This window comes from Homoserinimonas sp. OAct 916, from assembly GCF_003260275.1.
GTDB lineage: Bacteria > Actinomycetota > Actinomycetes > Actinomycetales > Microbacteriaceae > OACT-916.
This window is the reverse complement of sequence record NZ_QJHB01000003.1, coordinates 25,448-40,620: the sequence shown is the minus strand read 5'-3', so window position 1 is coordinate 40,620 and position 15,173 is coordinate 25,448. Positions and strand designations below refer to the sequence as shown.

General features: G+C 64.5%; 14 protein-coding genes and 1 tRNA gene. 3 read left to right on the top strand and 12 right to left on the bottom strand.

Features of this window, described 5'->3' with window-relative positions; genetic code table 11:
- Positions 1–68: 68 nt before the first annotated feature.
- The 3 genes from mgrA to DL891_RS04070 form a co-directional block, all read right to left on the bottom strand.
- The gene (gene mgrA, locus DL891_RS04080; RefSeq protein ID WP_111719163.1) at positions 69–1,094 is read right to left on the bottom strand and encodes an L-glyceraldehyde 3-phosphate reductase; all 1,026 of its coding nucleotides are present in this window, start codon (positions 1,092–1,094) and stop codon (positions 69–71) included.
- A 96-nt stretch (positions 1,095–1,190) separates the two neighbouring features.
- Positions 1,191–2,282 carry a nitronate monooxygenase family protein gene (locus DL891_RS04075; protein ID WP_111719162.1) on the bottom strand — a complete coding sequence of 364 codons (1,092 nt, stop codon included), beginning with the start codon at positions 2,280–2,282 and terminating at the stop codon, positions 1,191–1,193.
- Between the two features lie 56 nt (positions 2,283–2,338).
- On the bottom strand, positions 2,339–4,366 hold the full coding sequence (locus DL891_RS04070; protein WP_111719161.1) for a DUF6541 family protein: 2,028 nt from the start codon (positions 4,364–4,366) through the stop codon (positions 2,339–2,341).
- Between the two features lie 291 nt (positions 4,367–4,657).
- Between DL891_RS04070 and DL891_RS04065 the strand changes: the two genes are divergently transcribed.
- The gene (locus tag DL891_RS04065; RefSeq protein WP_111719160.1) at positions 4,658–5,896 is read left to right on the top strand and encodes a M20 family metallo-hydrolase; all 1,239 of its coding nucleotides are present in this window, start codon (positions 4,658–4,660) and stop codon (positions 5,894–5,896) included.
- 109 nt (positions 5,897–6,005) lie between these two features.
- Here the strand turns inward: DL891_RS04065 and DL891_RS04060 are convergent, their stop codons facing one another.
- The gene (locus tag DL891_RS04060; RefSeq protein ID WP_111719159.1) at positions 6,006–7,172 is read right to left on the bottom strand and encodes an acyl-CoA dehydrogenase family protein; all 1,167 of its coding nucleotides are present in this window, start codon (positions 7,170–7,172) and stop codon (positions 6,006–6,008) included.
- 183 nt (positions 7,173–7,355) lie between these two features.
- Between DL891_RS04060 and argG the strand changes: the two genes are divergently transcribed.
- A complete protein-coding gene (argG, locus tag DL891_RS04055; protein WP_111719158.1) occupies positions 7,356–8,795 on the top strand; it encodes an argininosuccinate synthase in 1,440 nt (479 codons plus the stop codon).
- A 317-nt stretch (positions 8,796–9,112) separates the two neighbouring features.
- On the opposite strand, the gene DL891_RS04050 is transcribed toward argG, so the two are convergent.
- The 5 genes from DL891_RS04050 to DL891_RS04030 all read right to left on the bottom strand — a co-directional run bounded on the left by DL891_RS04050 (position 9,113) and on the right by DL891_RS04030 (position 12,296).
- Positions 9,113–9,184 (bottom strand) — tRNA-Arg (locus DL891_RS04050).
- A gap of 97 nt (positions 9,185–9,281) precedes the next feature.
- A complete protein-coding gene (locus tag DL891_RS04045; RefSeq protein WP_111719157.1) occupies positions 9,282–9,782 on the bottom strand; it encodes an HNH endonuclease in 501 nt (166 codons plus the stop codon).
- 369 nt (positions 9,783–10,151) lie between these two features.
- On the bottom strand, positions 10,152–10,844 hold the full coding sequence (locus DL891_RS04040; RefSeq protein ID WP_111719156.1) for a metal-dependent transcriptional regulator: 693 nt from the start codon (positions 10,842–10,844) through the stop codon (positions 10,152–10,154).
- Positions 10,845–10,963: 119 nt separating this feature from the next.
- Positions 10,964–11,845: a DUF3027 domain-containing protein gene (locus DL891_RS04035; RefSeq protein WP_232818999.1), complete on the bottom strand. Its 882-nt coding sequence runs from the start codon at positions 11,843–11,845 to the stop codon at positions 10,964–10,966.
- A 67-nt stretch (positions 11,846–11,912) separates the two neighbouring features.
- Entirely contained in the window at positions 11,913–12,296 is a 384-nt protein-coding gene (locus DL891_RS04030; RefSeq protein WP_111719154.1) for a cold-shock protein, read from the bottom strand.
- A gap of 69 nt (positions 12,297–12,365) precedes the next feature.
- Between DL891_RS04030 and DL891_RS04025 the strand changes: the two genes are divergently transcribed.
- Complete coding sequence (locus DL891_RS04025) at positions 12,366–12,635, top strand: hypothetical protein (RefSeq protein ID WP_111719153.1); 270 nt, start codon at positions 12,366–12,368, stop codon at positions 12,633–12,635.
- A gap of 42 nt (positions 12,636–12,677) precedes the next feature.
- Here DL891_RS04025 and DL891_RS04020 read toward each other — a convergent pair whose 3' ends face one another.
- From DL891_RS04020 to folP, 3 genes are read right to left on the bottom strand one after another with little or no spacing between them, the layout of a single operon-like run.
- On the bottom strand, positions 12,678–13,460 hold the full coding sequence (locus tag DL891_RS04020; protein WP_111719152.1) for an SGNH/GDSL hydrolase family protein: 783 nt from the start codon (positions 13,458–13,460) through the stop codon (positions 12,678–12,680).
- Between the two features lie 9 nt (positions 13,461–13,469).
- Positions 13,470–14,207 carry a pyrimidine reductase family protein gene (locus DL891_RS04015; protein ID WP_111719151.1) on the bottom strand — a complete coding sequence of 246 codons (738 nt, stop codon included), beginning with the start codon at positions 14,205–14,207 and terminating at the stop codon, positions 13,470–13,472.
- A 2-nt stretch (positions 14,208–14,209) separates the two neighbouring features.
- Positions 14,210–15,136 carry a dihydropteroate synthase gene (folP, locus tag DL891_RS04010; protein ID WP_111719361.1) on the bottom strand — a complete coding sequence of 309 codons (927 nt, stop codon included), beginning with the start codon at positions 15,134–15,136 and terminating at the stop codon, positions 14,210–14,212.
- Between the last annotated feature and the right edge of the window lie 37 nt (positions 15,137–15,173).

The window sequence follows — 15,173 nt, the reverse complement described above, 5'->3', positions numbered from 1 at the left end:
GGCATGTTCCATTTCCCAGCGTGCGCCCAGCACGGCAATACTCGGCCGCCGCGGCAGCCTGGGGCAGATCATACGGTGCTGGACGGTTCCCAGAGGTTGATTCCGGCTTCCACTGCGTATTCGTCGATCTCGGCCAATTCACTGTCGGTGAAATTCAGGTTCTGGGTGGCCGCAATATTGTCGTCGAGCTGCTGCACCGAACTGGCACCGACCAGTACAGAGGTGATCTGATCGTGCCGCAGCGCCCAACTGAGCGCGAGCTGCGCGAGCGTCTGTCCACGGCCTGCGGCGATCTGGTTGAGCGCCCGAATACGATCGAGCGCGTCGTCGGTGATCAACTCCTGCGCGAGGGACCCGGGGCGGGACGCCCGCGAACCTTCGGGGATGCCGTTCAGGTAGCGGTCTGTCAGCATGCCTTGGGCCAGCGGGGAGAAGACGATGCAGCCACTGCCCGTGTCGGCCAGGGTTTCGAGCAGTCCCCCTTCGACCCAGCGGTTGAACATCGAATACGACGGTTGGTGGATGGTGAGGGGGGTGCCCAGGTCGGCCAGGATGGCCGCAGCCTCGCGGGTGCGTTCGGGCGAGTAGGAGGAGATACCCGCGTACAGGGCGCGGCCACTGGTCACCGCGGTGTGCAACGCCCCCATTGTCTCCTCGAGGGGTGTGTCGGGATCGGCCCGGTGCGAGTAGAAGATGTCGACATAGTCGAGGCCCATCCGCTCGAGCGACTGGTCCAGGCTGGCGAGCAGGTACTTGCGCGATCCGAAATCTCCGTACGGGCCCGGCCACATGTCATAGCCGGCCTTCGACGAGATGATCATCTCGTCCCGATAGGGGCGGAAGTCGTCTTTGAGGTGGCGGCCGAAATTCGTTTCGGCGCTGCCGTACGGCGGCCCGTAGTTGTTGGCCAGGTCGAAATGGGTCACACCGGAGTCGAACGCACGCCGCAGAATCTCCCGCTGCGTGTCGAACGAGGAGGTGTCGCCGAAGTTCTGCCACAGTCCGAGCGAGACGGCAGGGAGTTTCAGCCCGCTGGCCCCCGACCTGCGGTATTGCATCGAGTCATAACGTGCTGGGTCGCCCTTATAGGTCATGGTTCATTCTCGCACGGCTCCTGTTCTCACTGCTGCGCACCGAGGCGCTGACTGGGCCCGGCACTGAACCCGGCACTGAGCTCTGAAGCGCGGTATTCACCCCAACAGGCGGTCGGCCTCGGCGACCAGGTCATCGATCACTTCGGCTGCGTTTCGGAACCGGATCATTCCCGCTGACTGTCCGGCCCAGAGCGAGATCAGCTCGCTTCTGCCCTGGGCGATGGCGGCTTGCTTGAGCCGCCCCATCAGCCAACTCTGCAGCGGGAACGGCGCCACTGGCTGGCTGCCTGTGGCCACCTGTTGGCTGAACTCGTTGGGGATTCCGCGCGCCAAGCGGCCGCTGAACGCCCGAGTCAGGGCGGTGTGTGTGGCACGTTCGCTGAACAATGCCGCGCGGTGCGGGTCGCTGATCGCCGATTCGTCGGTGGCCAGGAACGCGGTACCGACCTGGGCTGCGTCCGCGCCCAGAACAAGAACGGCGGCCAACTGCCGCCCGCTCGCTATTCCGCCAGCCGCGACCACAGGCACCCGAACGGAATCCACCACTTGGGGCACCAATGCGAGTGAACCGATCAACGAGTCCTCGGCGGCCGCCAGGAACGACACCCGGTGGCCAGCCGCCTCGAAACCGGAAGCCACCACCACATCCATTCCCGCACGCTCCAGAAAGACGGCCTCGGCCACCGTGGAGGCCGTTCCGACCAGGGTGATCCCCTGTTCCTTCGCCCGCTCGACGAGGGTGGGCGGCGGGGCGCCGTAGACGAAGCTCAACGCGGCGGGGCGGGCTTCGAGCACGGCTTCGAACTGCTCGGTGAAGTCGGGAAAGAATCGATCCGGACGCTCAGGAACCTCGACGCCGAGTTCGGAGAAGTACGGCTGGAGCGGCGCCAGGTGCCGAGCGAACTCGTCGGCGGTGGGCCGGTATTCGTCACTGCCATCGTGCGGCACCCACAGGTTGAAGGCGAACGGACGGTCTGTCAGCGCACGGATCTCCGCGGCCACTTGGACGATGCGCTGGCCCGAAAGGCTGTAGGCGCCGAACGAGCCGAGGCCGCCAGCGCTGCTGACTCGTGCCACCAGGGCCGTCGACGAGGCACCGCCGAAGGGCCCCAGCACGATGGGCAGATCGATTCCGAGCGCCCGTGTGATCCGGGTGGTTCTCCACCCGGGTGGTAGTTTCTGAGTCATTGCGGATTGCCTCTTCCCATGAAGTGGTGTGAGCGCCTCCTGCGGGGCCACTCGGGTCAGCCAGCAGGCACCGGTGCCAGTGAACGCGGCTCGCCGGGCAACCCGGAGGCACACCGGGTGAGCTCGTACAATCTGGCGTGGCCAACCTCGCTGACCAGTCTAAACGCGCCCGATGTCGCAGCCGCGTCGATCCCCGGGTACTGAACGCGGCCGTACTGTTGCGCAGCGATGAAGTCGGTGCCGAAGTCGAGCAGGAAGCGCAGGTTCTTGTTGCGGGCGGCATCACAGACCGGCACCGAGTCGGCAATCTGGTCCAACGAGGTGCTCAAGATCTGCTGGTCGTCGTCGAGCGTGAAGATCGACATGTACGGCACAAGCACCCGCCGATCCGCGAGCGCCATCGCCAGCGCCGATCCGTTCCACGGGTTGTTCGCCATCATCTGGTCGGCAGGCACCAGGTCGTCGAGCCTGCCGAGCATCTCCAGTTCGTCGGCGTCGAGTTGTTTCAACGGGTTGGGTACCGCTGGTACGCGGAAGACATCGGTGATCGCCGCCTCGATCTGTCTCAGCGGTGGCGACACCGTGATCATAAGAACTCCGACCACCAGCGTGGCCGTCGGCACCAACCAGCGCGCCGGTGTGCCGAGTGGCCGGGCCAGCATCCCGGCCAGCGTGCCGAGCCCGATCGCGGCGAGCGGGATCGACGCCAGGGGAAGAATTGCGGCGATCCGCTCCGGGTTACCCCACCACGGGGCGATTAACAGGTTGCCGATCCCCCAGTTGCTGCCGACGGCGAACGCGTAGGCGACAAGTGCAAGCAGCACACTGAAGAACAGCCATCCCAGCCGGTGACGGCGCCAGGCGACGACCAGCCCGAACACCACGAGGCCGGTGACCAGTATCGCGGGTGCATCGGTCGGCAGTGGCATGTTCCAGATTCCCCGCCAGATGGCATCCAGGAATGGAACCTGCTGGGCGTTGGCAAAGGCGAACAGCCTTCTGAAGCTGGGCACGCTGAACAGGGCCACGGCGATGACCGCCGCCGCGACCAGCAGTACTGCCGCGCGCACCAACCCGCGTACCGAATGGTGCAGGAACCCGCGCCGCAACCACGCCCAGACGACCATCGCCAAAAGCGGAGTGAGGATGAACGCGATCGAGAACACACCGTTCGGCTGCGCCAGCAGAATTCCCGGCAGCACGAGCACCAGGAGCATGGACGCGACAGTTGGCCCCGCCAACGGCTGTGGACCGGCCTTCAGCATCATCACAACGAGGGCGATGCCGAGAGGAACGAGGCTGTTCGCCACGGTGTTCGGGTAGGCCGTCCCATAGAACAGCAGCAGGAACGGGAATGAGGCGAATGAGGCGGAAAGTACGCCGGCTGCCGCGACGATCGGCACGTTGGGCCCGACCAGGGTACGGGTGAGCACGACGCAGCCGACCGGCCAGACGAAGGCAGCCACAGCCACCCACATCACGTTGGTCGCGGCCGGAATGCTGGCTCCGGTGAGGCTGATCAGCAGGCTGACCAGATCGTGCCAGGCCGCCGGGTAGAAGACCGGATCGTTGTTGGTGCGCATGAACCACGAGATGGCGAACGAAGATCCGTTGCCGGTGTCGAGGATGGATCGCACCGCGTTCAGGTGGAACACGGTGTCGTAGTTCTGGGAGATCTGCTCCGGATTCTTCACCGCTACGACCAGTCGACCCATGATGACAACGGCGGCGAGCGCAGCCCCCGTGAGACCCCACCCGAGAACACGGCGTTCGACTCCGAGGCGCCCGGTCGCACTACTTCCGCGCTGTGCGGCCCGCCGCAGCTGCGGGACCAGTTTACGAATCACCAGCACGGCACCGGCGACAACCGCTGTGCCGAGCGCGGGCAACCACCATCCCCAACGGAGCCCGAGCCACGGACCGACGATGGCGCTGACGGCGATGATCGAGATCGAGACGGCGGGAATGGCGGCCACCGCCAGGAGTCCCCTGAGTCGCAGCAGCAGCACGATGAGGGTGCCGGGCACGGCCAGCACCACCAGTGCGACGAGCAGCGCGGGCACGGCTTCGAGCCAGGATGTCACAGAAGTTCCTTCCAGCCGCCGATTGTCGCCAGTGCCCATTATCACAAAGCGACCGGGCCGCCGCGTGCACACGGCGAACGAACGGTGAAGACTGACTAAACTGTGCTCTGACTAAACTGTGCCCGGTGCCGGAAACGGCTCCAGCACGACACTGCCGGCAACCGCTCCGGCGACACAAAGCCGGAAACGGCCCTCGCACCGTTGCGAGTTGCGGTACAACGTCTACGACGAGTCATAAGGTTCAGGGTCTGAGCTTCCAGGTTCAGAACCTCCAGGAACGAAGGAAGATCGATGCCCCTCACCAATGAATCCTTTCTGCGCGACTTCGCCCAACTGTCCGCGATCGGAGCGACGGATCGCGGCGGAGTGGAGCGCCAGGCGGGAACTGCGGCCGACCACGAGACCCGAGAATGGTTGGCTGCGTGGTTGACCCAGCGTGGGTTCACCATCCGATTCGACGGCATCGGCAACCAGTTCGGACTGTTTGAACACATTCCCGGGGCGCCCTATGTGTTGCTCGGGTCGCACCTGGACTCCCAGCCGAAGGGCGGCAAGTTCGACGGGGCATATGGCGTCTTCGCTGCGGCGTTCGCCGCCGCACGCATCGCCGAGATGCTGGCTTCCGGTGAGCTCACGGCAAAGCACAACGTCGCGGTTGTGAACTGGTTCAACGAGGAGGGCTGCCGCTTCACACCGAGCATGATGGGCAGCGGCGTGTACACCGGCAAGCTCAACCTCGACGAGGCACTGGACACCCTCGATGTGGCCGGGGTGAGCGTGCGCGAGTCAATGAACGACGTGATCGCCAGGGACGGCTATGCCGGGCCCGCGGTCGCCTGCTACGGCGAGATCCACATCGAGCAGGGTCGCCTGTTGGAGCGCGACGGAATCACGATTGGCCTGGTCGACAAGACGTGGGGCGCACGCAAGTTCCTGGTGACGGTGCATGGCGAACAGTCGCACACGGGTGCCACCGCAATGGAAGACCGGCAGGACGCGCTCTACGGCGCCGCCATGATGATCACCGCCGCACGCGAGGTGGTCGACAACTTCACCCCCGGCATCCTGCACACCGCCGTATCGTATTTGGAGGTTCTGCCGAACTCCCCCGTGACTGTCGCCCGGGAGACCACGTTCAACATGGATCTGCGCTCAGCAGACGAGACCGTGCTCGACGAGGCGATCGCCCTGCTGGAGAAGGCGGCCGCAGAGGCCGAGACCAAGGCGCGCGTGCGCATCGAGTTGAACCTGAAGCACCGCTGGGGCCTACTCGCCTACCAGCCGGAGGGTGTGGCGCTGGCCGAGGCCGCTGCCAACGAGTTGGGGCTCAGCAGCCGCACGATCATGACACTCGCCGGCCACGATTCGACCAATATGAAGGATGTCGTACCGTCGATCATGCTGTTCGTTCCGAGCGCCGACGGTATCTCGCACAACGAGCGCGAGCACACGTCGGACGAGGACTGCGTGGCCGGGTTGACGCTGTTCACCGACGTGACCAGGCGCCTGGTGGCGGGCGAACTCGCCTGAACCTGCTGGCGTGCGACGCGCACCCGTCGGCGGAAACAGGCAAAATACGTACCACAGCACCAACTGTGCCTGTTTTGGGCAGTACCGGCACGGTTCTCCCTGTGTTCACTCAGTAGGAACGGGGCAGCCCAAGGTTGTGCTGGGCGATGTAGTTGATGATCATCTCCCGGCTGACCGGGGCGATTCGGAGGAGGCGGGCCAGTCCCCAATAGGGAATCAGCCCGTATTCGCGGGTAAGGCCGTTGCCGCCGTGGGTCTGCACGGCCGCGTCGATTGCGGACAGCGCTGCTTCGGCTGCCGCGTACTTCGCGGTGTTGGACGCCTCCCCCGCCGGCAGACCGTTGTCGTGCAGCCAGGCTGCCTTGCGCATCATCAGTGCCGCCAGTTCGGTCTCCATGCTGGCGATCGCCAACGGATGCGCCACCCCTTGGTGGGCACCGATCGGAACGCCCCACACCTCGCGCTCGTTGGCGTACTGGGCGGCCTGGTTCAGGGCGTGCCTGGCGATGCCGATACACAGCGCCGCACCCGTGATGCGCTCCGGGTTGAGGCCGTGGAAGACCTGCTGGAACCCCTTGTCCACCTCCCCGACGAGGGCATCGGCGCCGAGCCGAACACCGTCGAAGAAGAGCGTGTACTGCTTCTCCGGCAGCATCACATCCATGTCGATGGGTGTTTTCTCCATGCCCGGCGCATCGATCGGCACGATGAACAGGGACAGTTTTGCGCGTCCTTGGCCGCCGGTGCCCTCATCTCGCTGCCCGGTGCGGGCGACCACGAGCAGGGCGTCTGCCTCGTCGACGCCGGAGATGTAGTACTTGGAGCCAGACAGCACCCATTCGTCGCCGTCCCTGGTGGCCGTGGTGGATATGCGGTGCGAGTTGCTGCCGGCATCCGGTTCGGTGATGGCGAAGACGACCTTCGATGTGCCGTCGGCCAACCCCGGCAGCCAGCGCGACTTCTGGTCGTCGGTGCCGTACTCGGTGATGACCTCGGCAGAGATCGCAGCCGAGACGAGCATCAACAGGAGCGGCACCCCCTGAGCGGCACCCTCCTCGCACACCAGCGCGAGTTCGAGCATGCCTCCGCCGCCACCACCGTATTCCTCGGGGATGTTCACTCCGATGAAGCCGGCGTCGCCCAGGGCGCTCCACACCTCATCGCAGGGTTCGCGATCCTTTGCGTGTTGCACGTAGTAGTCGCGACCGAACGGTGCGACGATCGAAGCGACGGCTGATTTCAGTTCAGCATGCTCGGGTGTTTCAGAGAAGTCCACGGTAACCCCTACGAGTACGGTCGAATTTGAGTTAATAGACCCTAACATTTTACCAACGCGGACGCCAGAGATTCCGACAGTTACGGTGGGGCGCTCAACGCCCCGGTGTTTCCTTCAGCCATCTCCTCCGCAGTGGGAACCGACTGGCCGGAGCAGACGCCCGTCTTCACTAAGCTGGGAGCCATGTCTAAAGTTCTCACCTCCCTTCCCGTCGGCGAACGCGTCGGCATCGCCTTCTCCGGGGGCCTCGACACCTCGGTCGCCGTCGCCTGGATGCGCGAGAAGGGTTCAATTCCGTGCACATACACCGGTGACCTCGGACAGTACGACGAGCCTGACATCGACTCCGTGTCGGTACGCGCTCTGGAATACGGCGCCGAGTTGTCCCGCCTGGTCGATTGCAAGGCCGCCCTTGTCGAGGAGGGTCTGGTGGCACTCGCCTGCGGCGCTTTCCATCTCCGCACAGCAGGCCGCACCTACTTCAACACCACCCCCCTCGGCCGAGCCGTGACCGGCACCTTGCTGGTGCGTGCCATGCGCGACGACGACGTGGACATCTGGGGTGACGGATCGACGTACAAGGGAAACGACATCGAGCGTTTCTACCGCTACGGCCTGCTCGCCCACCCCCGCCTGCGCATCTACAAGCCCTGGCTGGACGCCGACTTCGTCACCGAACTCGGCGGCCGCTCCGAGATGAGCGAGTGGTTGGTGGAACGTGGGTTTCCCTACCGCGATTCCGCGGACAAGGCATATTCCACCGACGCGAACATCTGGGGCGCTACGCACGAGGCGAAGACGCTGGAGCACCTCGATGTCTCTCTGGAGACCGTGGAACCACTCATGGGGGTGCGTTTCTGGGACGACTCCGTGAAGATCGCCACCGAGGATGTCACCATCACGTTCAGCGAGGGACGCCCGGTCGCGATCAACGGCGTGGAGTACGGTGACCCGGTCGCGCTGGTGCACGAGGCGAACACGATCGGTGGCCGCCACGGCCTGGGCATGAGCGACCAGATCGAGAACCGCATCATTGAGGCGAAGAGCCGCGGCATCTACGAGGCTCCCGGCATGGCGCTGCTTCACATCGCTTATGAGCGGCTGCTGACCGCGATCCACAACGAAGACACGATTGCGACGTACCATTCCGAGGGGCGCCGTCTGGGGCGCCTGATGTACGAGGGCCGCTGGCTCGACCCGCAGTCGCTGATGATGCGCGAGTCGATTCAGAAGTGGGTCGGCCTTGCCGTCACCGGTTCGGTCACCGTCCGTCTGCGGCGCGGCGAGGACTACACCGTCCTCGACACCACCGGTTCGTCACTGAGCTACACACCCGAGCGCCTGTCGATGGAGCGCGTCGGTGATGCCGTGTTCGGTCCGATCGACCGCATCGGACAACTCACCATGCGCAATCTGGACATTGCCGACTCTCGTGCGCGTCTGGAGCAATATGCTGCAAAGGGCATAATCGGCGGCGCCACCGCCGAGCTGGTCGGAGAGCTGGCCGAGGGCGAGTCGGCCGAAATCACCGAGGGCAGCCACCTGAACGCGCGGGATGAGGCGCTGGCCGACGCGATCGACGCGGCATCCGAGGCAGCCATGTTCGACGCCGGCACCGACTGAGGCTTCGGCTTCGGCTTCGGCTTCGGCTTCGGCTTCGGCTTCGGCTTCGGCTTCGGCTTCGGCCCGCGGTTATCACAGCTGCAGGTGACGTCGGGTTTGGCTTCGGCACTTTCCGGGACCTCGTCGGCATCATCGGAATCACCGGCATAGGCCGTCGTCAGCGCACGGACATGCCCCATCCCTGATAGCCAGCCGGAGGATCGCCTCCGCGAACGTATCCGACGCCGCAGCATGATCTCTGGCGGCGCCCACCGAGAACCGAAAAGGCAACCCCGAACCGGGTGGTGCGGTGTTCGAGCCACGAATCAAGCCGGAAGTGCCCCTGGAGGGACTCGAACCCCCAACCTTATCCTTAGGACGGACCTGCTCTTCCATTGAGCTACAGAGGCTGACCCATCGAGTTTAGCGGAGACGCCGACCGGGTTCATCTCGACCCATTCGGCTGCGGCGCGGCAGCGCACATTGTGGGTGTGCGGAACACCGGCATCACGCGGCGAGAGGGGCCAGGTACTCCCCCCACTGCGGCTCGGCGCTCTCGAGCCCGCGTGCCATCCACGCTGTGTGGTGCGGTATGCGGGGGTTGAATCGCATCGACCAGCCCATCTCACCGGGTGTACGGTCACTCTTCTTGTTGTTGCAGCCAAGGCAGCAGGCGACCAGATTCTCCCAGCTCTCGTCTCCGCCGCGCGACTTCGGCAGCACGTGGTCGATCGTGGTCGCCGTGTGACCGCAATAGCAGCATCGCTGCCCGTCACGCCTGAGGATCCCGCGCCGACTGACGGGCACGAGCCGGGCCCTGGGGATCTTCACGTAACGCGTCAACACAATCACCGATGGCCGCTCGTACGTGCCCGATGCGCTGTGTACGGGGTGATCGATATCACTGAGGATCACGGTGGCCTTGCTGTTCAGCACGAGCACGACGGCTCGCTTGAACGAGACGACGGCGAGCGGTTCGTAGCCCGCGTTCAGGACCAATGTGCGCATTCTTCCTCCGTACTGCTCTGGACGGCTTCCAGATCTACCGGTAGAGACGTCAGCGAACGAAGGATCCCGATGGGGTTGTTTTTCAGGCGCCCACACGAGAAAGGGGCTCTGTCTGGACGACAGAACCCGCTCTGACCTGTGTGACCTGAGTGCTCAGCTGACAGCCGAATCCGTTCGCGGGCAGCCTGGACCGCTCACCCCTGGTCGGGGTGGCACTCCTCACGGCCTGCGATGTCATCTGGCTCCTCGGCTCGCGCGTCGTCAAGAAAATAGAGTAACCCATTCTCGTGAGTCTGAACGGCAGGGATTCGCGTGACCGGCAGGAAATCGCCTGAACGGCGGGAATGTGTCTGAACGGCAGGAATGTGTCTAAACGGAAACGAAGATGTGGTTGGCGATGTCGGCCGGCAACTCCAAACCGTCGCCGAAACCCGTCGCAGCGACGCGAGTGTGGCTTCCGGCCGGCGAGATCGTCACCCGCGCCCCGGGAATGATCCCTGCCTGTTTCAGCTGCAGCAGCAGTTCCGGCTCGATCTGTGCCGGCTCCCCCAGCCGGCGAATGACAGTCTCCACCGGCCCGGCCGCTTCGGCCACGACGTCGACGATGTTACTCACACCTTGCGCGAACGACTTCGCGGGCGCTGCCCCCAACTCCTCCAGACCAGGGATCGGGTTGCCGTACGGTGACTCGGTCGGGCTGCCCAGCAATTCGAGGATCTTCAGTTCAACGCGCTCGCTCATCACGTGCTCCCAGCGGCATGCCTCCTCGTGCACGTATTCCCACTCGAGCCCGATCACGTCACTCAGCAGTCGCTCGGCGAGCCGGTGCTTACGCATCACATGGACCGCCTTCTGGCGGCCACGGGCGGTGAGTTCCAGGTGACGGTCACCGGTGACCACGACGAGCCCGTCACGTTCCATGCGCCCGATCGTCTGCGACACCGTCGGCCCCGAATGGCGAAGACGCTCAGAGATGCGGGCACGCAACGGCACGATGTTCTCTTCTTCGAGTTCCAGGATCGTACGAAGATACATCTCTGTCGTGTCAATCAGATCGGTCATCTCATACTCCAGTCAGAAATACTTCGCCCCAGCCTAGTGGCGATCAGGCCACCGGCTCAGTGGCGCGGAGGACGGGAGGGCACACCCGCGCGGATGCCCCGCCCCTGGCGCTTTGTCAATCAATTGCGACGGTCGGACCCGCTGTCGTCGTCGTCATCATCGTCGTCATCGTCGTCGTCATCGTCGTCATCGTCGTCATCGTCGTCGTCATCGTCGTCATCGTCATCGTCGTCGTCGTCGTCGTCATCGTCATCGTCGTCGTCATCGTCATCGTCGTCATCGTCATCGTCGTCGTCGTCGTCGTCGTCGTCGTCGAGGGCGTCACTGTCCGTTGCGATGATGTCGTCCTCGTCCAAGTGGTCGAGTGCATCATCGAGTTCATCGTCGACCAGATCGTCCTCGTCGAGGTCGTCGTCCTCGTCGTCGATGTTGTCGTCTTGATCGTCGCCGGTAGTTTCTTGTTCGAGACCGGCGGCCGCAGCAGCCGCTTCGGCCTCCGCGTTCTCCTGGCTGAGCTTGTATTCGGCCAACCGGTCAGACCACGGCACCCAGTCGGGAGCGATGATCGAATCGGCCCCAGGAACCAGACCCATCTCGAGCACATTGGGCTGCGCCCGGTCATCCACGCGAGACAGTGTCACGCTCCACCGCCACCCGCGGTAACCGGGCAGCGCATTCTCGAAGAACAGGGTGAGCACGTGTGTGCCGCCGACGACCTGGTCGACAACCGCGCCGATCGTTTCGATCGGGGTGATCTCGACCAGCGCGGTGCGGGCCAAATCAGTGGCGGCCGCGAGAACGGCATCCGCCTCAACGGGCACAGCCTCCTCTATTGCACCGTGACCAGCCACGACATCTTCAGCCACGACGACTTCATCCACTTCGTCTCCACCCGCTGCGCCTTCGGTCACTACACCTTCGGTCACTACGTGTTCAGCTGCCACGTCTTCAGTGGCTGCTTCTTCCGTCACAGCGGCATCAGTCACCGCTGCATCAGTCACAGCGACTCCTGTCGCGATGTCATCAGGCGCGGTCATTCCAGGCGCCGTCATTACAGGCGGGGTCACATCAGGCGTCGAATTCATCAGCGACCTTTCGCAGCAGGGAGGCAATCTTTCGGCTGTGCGCATTCTCCGGGTACCGCCCGCGCCGAAGGTCGGTACCGATTCCGTCGAGAACCTTCACCAGATCCTCGACGATGACCACCATGTCGTCCGCCGCCTTGCGATTCAGCCGCGCCATTGTCGGCGGAGCCTCGAGGATGCGCACCGAGAGCGCCTGGGCACCACGCTTACCGTCGGCGATCCCGAACTCGAGCTTGGTGCCCGGTTTGACGGAGGTGGTCCCTGCCGGGAGCGCCGAGGCGTGGAGGAAGACCTGTTGGCCGTCATCGGAGGTGATGAAGCCAAAACCTTTGTCTTCGTCGTAGAACTTGACTTTGCCGGTGGGCATGTGTGTGATCCTCCTGTATTGGGCAACCTCTAGTTTAGGCCGTGGCGGATGCCCGCCTATCCTTGATACGTGACCGATGACAACAAGAACTCAACCAGCCGCCTCGACACCGTGCTTGCATACACCGGAGCCGGACTGATCGTGCTGTCGATCATCGCCCTGTTTGCCGTGCTGCTCGCCGGTGCCATGGGCGTCAGTGGCGACACGTTTGCCTCCGGGTTCTGGCTGATTCTGGCATTCTTCCCGCGGGTCGGCCTGCCTGTCGGATTCCTGTTGATCCTGTTGCTCATTGTCACCAGCGGCGTCAAACGCCGCCGTCAGACGCGATCTCCCCGCTAACGTGCTCCCTGCACCGCTGGGGCAGATGGGCACGGTGCGCGGCTAGGCCTGAGTCGGATCGACCGGTATCAGCTCTGCGATCTTGGCGGTGCGCCCGTCTCCTGAAGAACGGCCGGTGAGCCGGCGCCCGACCCAGGGCAGAACGAAACGTCGATAATACTCGAAGGTGCCCCTCCCGCGTTCACCGGCGGGGGCGGTTTCCACCTCGGCAATCCCCCACTCGGCGGGAACCGGCACCTGCAGCTCGGTCAGGACGTTACTGGCCACACGCGCGTGGCCGAGCGGGTTCAGGTGCAGTTTGTCAGCGGACCAGTATCGGATGTCACCGAGCGCCTCATCCACCCAGTTGTCCACAAACGTGACGCCATCGGCCGGCACTCCGGCGCGCACGGCGTCGTCGAGTTCGGTCCCACGCCGAGAGAAAACCGATCCCAACGGCATGTTCCGCGACGGGTTGGCCCCGCTCAGCAGCAGAACGTGACTGCCGGCCGCCACAGCCTCGGCCGCGGAGTCGAGCAACAGCCGTGCAATCGACTCCACCTGAACGCGGGGGCGCAGGATATCGTTCCCGCCACCGTTGATGCTGATGAGTTCTGGTCGAAGCTGGATTGCCGGTTGCAGTTGCTCGTCCAGCAATGGTTTCAGCTTGCGCCCACGGATGGCCAGGTTGGCATAGAGCACCGGCTCATCGCTGGCCAGCGCGAACCCGAGCGCCACCAGGTCGGCCCAGCCCCGTACACGGCCGTCATCGCGCTCGTCGCCGACCCCTTCGGTGAAGCTGTCGCCAATTGCGACGTAACTGCGGAACCCGGTGACTTCTGTCATGCCCCCACGTTACCGGCGCAGGTAGCGCAGCAGCAGCATGTCGTCTGCACGAAGCACCCCGGCAAAGCGCATATGCCGGACGGTCTCGTGGTCGCTCACCGCGATTCGCCTCGATTCGCCACCGACCATCGTCGCGCCGAGCGAGAGGCATAGCTCATCGACGACATCAGCTTCCAACATCGATCCGAGCAGCGACGGCCCGCCTTCACAGAGCACCTGGGGCAACGCCCTCGCGTTCAATTCAGCACGCATCTGACGTAGATCAACGGTGTTGGTGCCGCAGGTGATCACGTCGGCCACTCGGGACAGCGCGCGTCTGCGGTGCGCCGGGGCGCCGTCGTGGGTGAAGATCAGCGGCCGAACAGGAGGGTCGACGAACGGTCCCGATTCCGGGTCCAGATCAAGATGTCCGGAGACGATCGCGAACACCGGCTCGGCCGGCAGTCCGTTCTCCACCCGCCATCGGACCGAGTCGTGGCCGAGATCCAGACCGCCGTACCCTTCGGCGCGGACTGTGCCCGCGCCCACCAGCACCACGTCACTGAAGGTGCGCAAAGCATTCATGACCCGTTGGTCCTGCTCGTTGCCCAGACCTCCCGAACGGCCATCGAGGGTCGCCGCCCCGTCAAGGCTCGACACGAAGTTCAGTCGGAGGTGCGGCACGGTGCGGTCGTCGAGCGCGTAGTGCCCGATCAGCTCGGCCAGATCGAGTGCGGCCATTTCATGAATCGTCTGTTGCGTGGGCATGATCACTCCCTGTTGTGGCGCAGGTACGCGGGCTCACGAAAGCCCAGCACGGTTTCAGTCATGCGCACGGCGGCCACAGCGGCCTCCACATCGTGCATGCGAACGATCCGTGCACCATTCATCATGCAGATCACCGCGGCCGCCAGTGATCCCTCCAACCGGTCTCCCTGCGCGCGGTCGAGGCTCTCACCGATGAAGTCCTTGTTCGACACGGCAGCCAGAACCGGAAAACCGAGTCGGGTGAGTTCGGCGAACCGTCTGGTCAGCTCCAGCGAGTGCAGGGTGTTCTTGTTCAGGTCGTGGCCGGGGTCGACGATGATGCGATCATCGGGGATGCCCGCCGCCCTCGCCCGTTGCACGCGCTCGCCCAGATGAGCCACCACCTCGGCGACCACATCGTGGTAGATCGGCTTCGGGTAGGGTCTGCGCGCCTCGGCCAGACTGTGCGTGATAATCACCTGCGCGTTGCTGTCGGCGATCACACGGGCCATTTCGGGATCAGCCAGACCGGTGGTGTCATTGATCACATTGGCGCCGGCCCGGATGCTGGCCGCCGCGACCGCGGGTTGGAACGTGTCGATCGAGATCACCAGGCCATCGATCTGGCGCAACGCCTCGACCACCGGCACGATCCGTTCAAGCTCGTCAGCGACCGGCACGGGAGGCCCCGGCGCGAACTTCACTCCGCCGATGTCGACCCAGTCCGCTCCCGCCTCCCACGCCCGGCGGCCCGCATCGATCGCTGCATCCAGCGCGAAGGTGCGGCCCTTGTCATAGAACGAGTCGGGGGTGCGGTTCACAATCGCCATCACCGCGACCTGCCGGTCGAAATCAAACTCCCTGCCCGCGATCTGGCGCCTGGGGGTTGCAAGTTCAGGCACGAAGATACCGGACGAGCACCAATTCGTCGCGGTTCGGGCGGTGTCCATGGATTGAGTCTCCCGGTGATGGGCCAGCACGTCAATA

What these genes read in the sequence shown, in the direction of transcription:
- mgrA (WP_111719163.1), bottom strand. Translation starts at nt 1,094, where the DNA reads ATGACCTATAAGGGCGACCCAGCACGTTATGACTCGATGCAATACCGC.
- DL891_RS04075 (WP_111719162.1), bottom strand. Translation starts at nt 2,282, where the DNA reads ATGACTCAGAAACTACCACCCGGGTGGAGAACCACCCGGATCACACGG.
- DL891_RS04065 (WP_111719160.1), top strand. Translation starts at nt 4,658, where the DNA reads ATGCCCCTCACCAATGAATCCTTTCTGCGCGACTTCGCCCAACTGTCC.
- argG (WP_111719158.1), top strand. Translation starts at nt 7,356, where the DNA reads ATGTCTAAAGTTCTCACCTCCCTTCCCGTCGGCGAACGCGTCGGCATC.
- DL891_RS04045 (WP_111719157.1), bottom strand. Translation starts at nt 9,782, where the DNA reads ATGCGCACATTGGTCCTGAACGCGGGCTACGAACCGCTCGCCGTCGTC.
- DL891_RS04040 (WP_111719156.1), bottom strand. Translation starts at nt 10,844, where the DNA reads ATGACCGATCTGATTGACACGACAGAGATGTATCTTCGTACGATCCTG.
- DL891_RS04030 (WP_111719154.1), bottom strand. Translation starts at nt 12,296, where the DNA reads ATGCCCACCGGCAAAGTCAAGTTCTACGACGAAGACAAAGGTTTTGGC.
- DL891_RS04020 (WP_111719152.1), bottom strand. Translation starts at nt 13,460, where the DNA reads ATGACAGAAGTCACCGGGTTCCGCAGTTACGTCGCAATTGGCGACAGC.
- DL891_RS04015 (WP_111719151.1), bottom strand. Translation starts at nt 14,207, where the DNA reads ATGCCCACGCAACAGACGATTCATGAAATGGCCGCACTCGATCTGGCC.
- folP (WP_111719361.1), bottom strand. Translation starts at nt 15,136, where the DNA reads ATGGACACCGCCCGAACCGCGACGAATTGGTGCTCGTCCGGTATCTTC.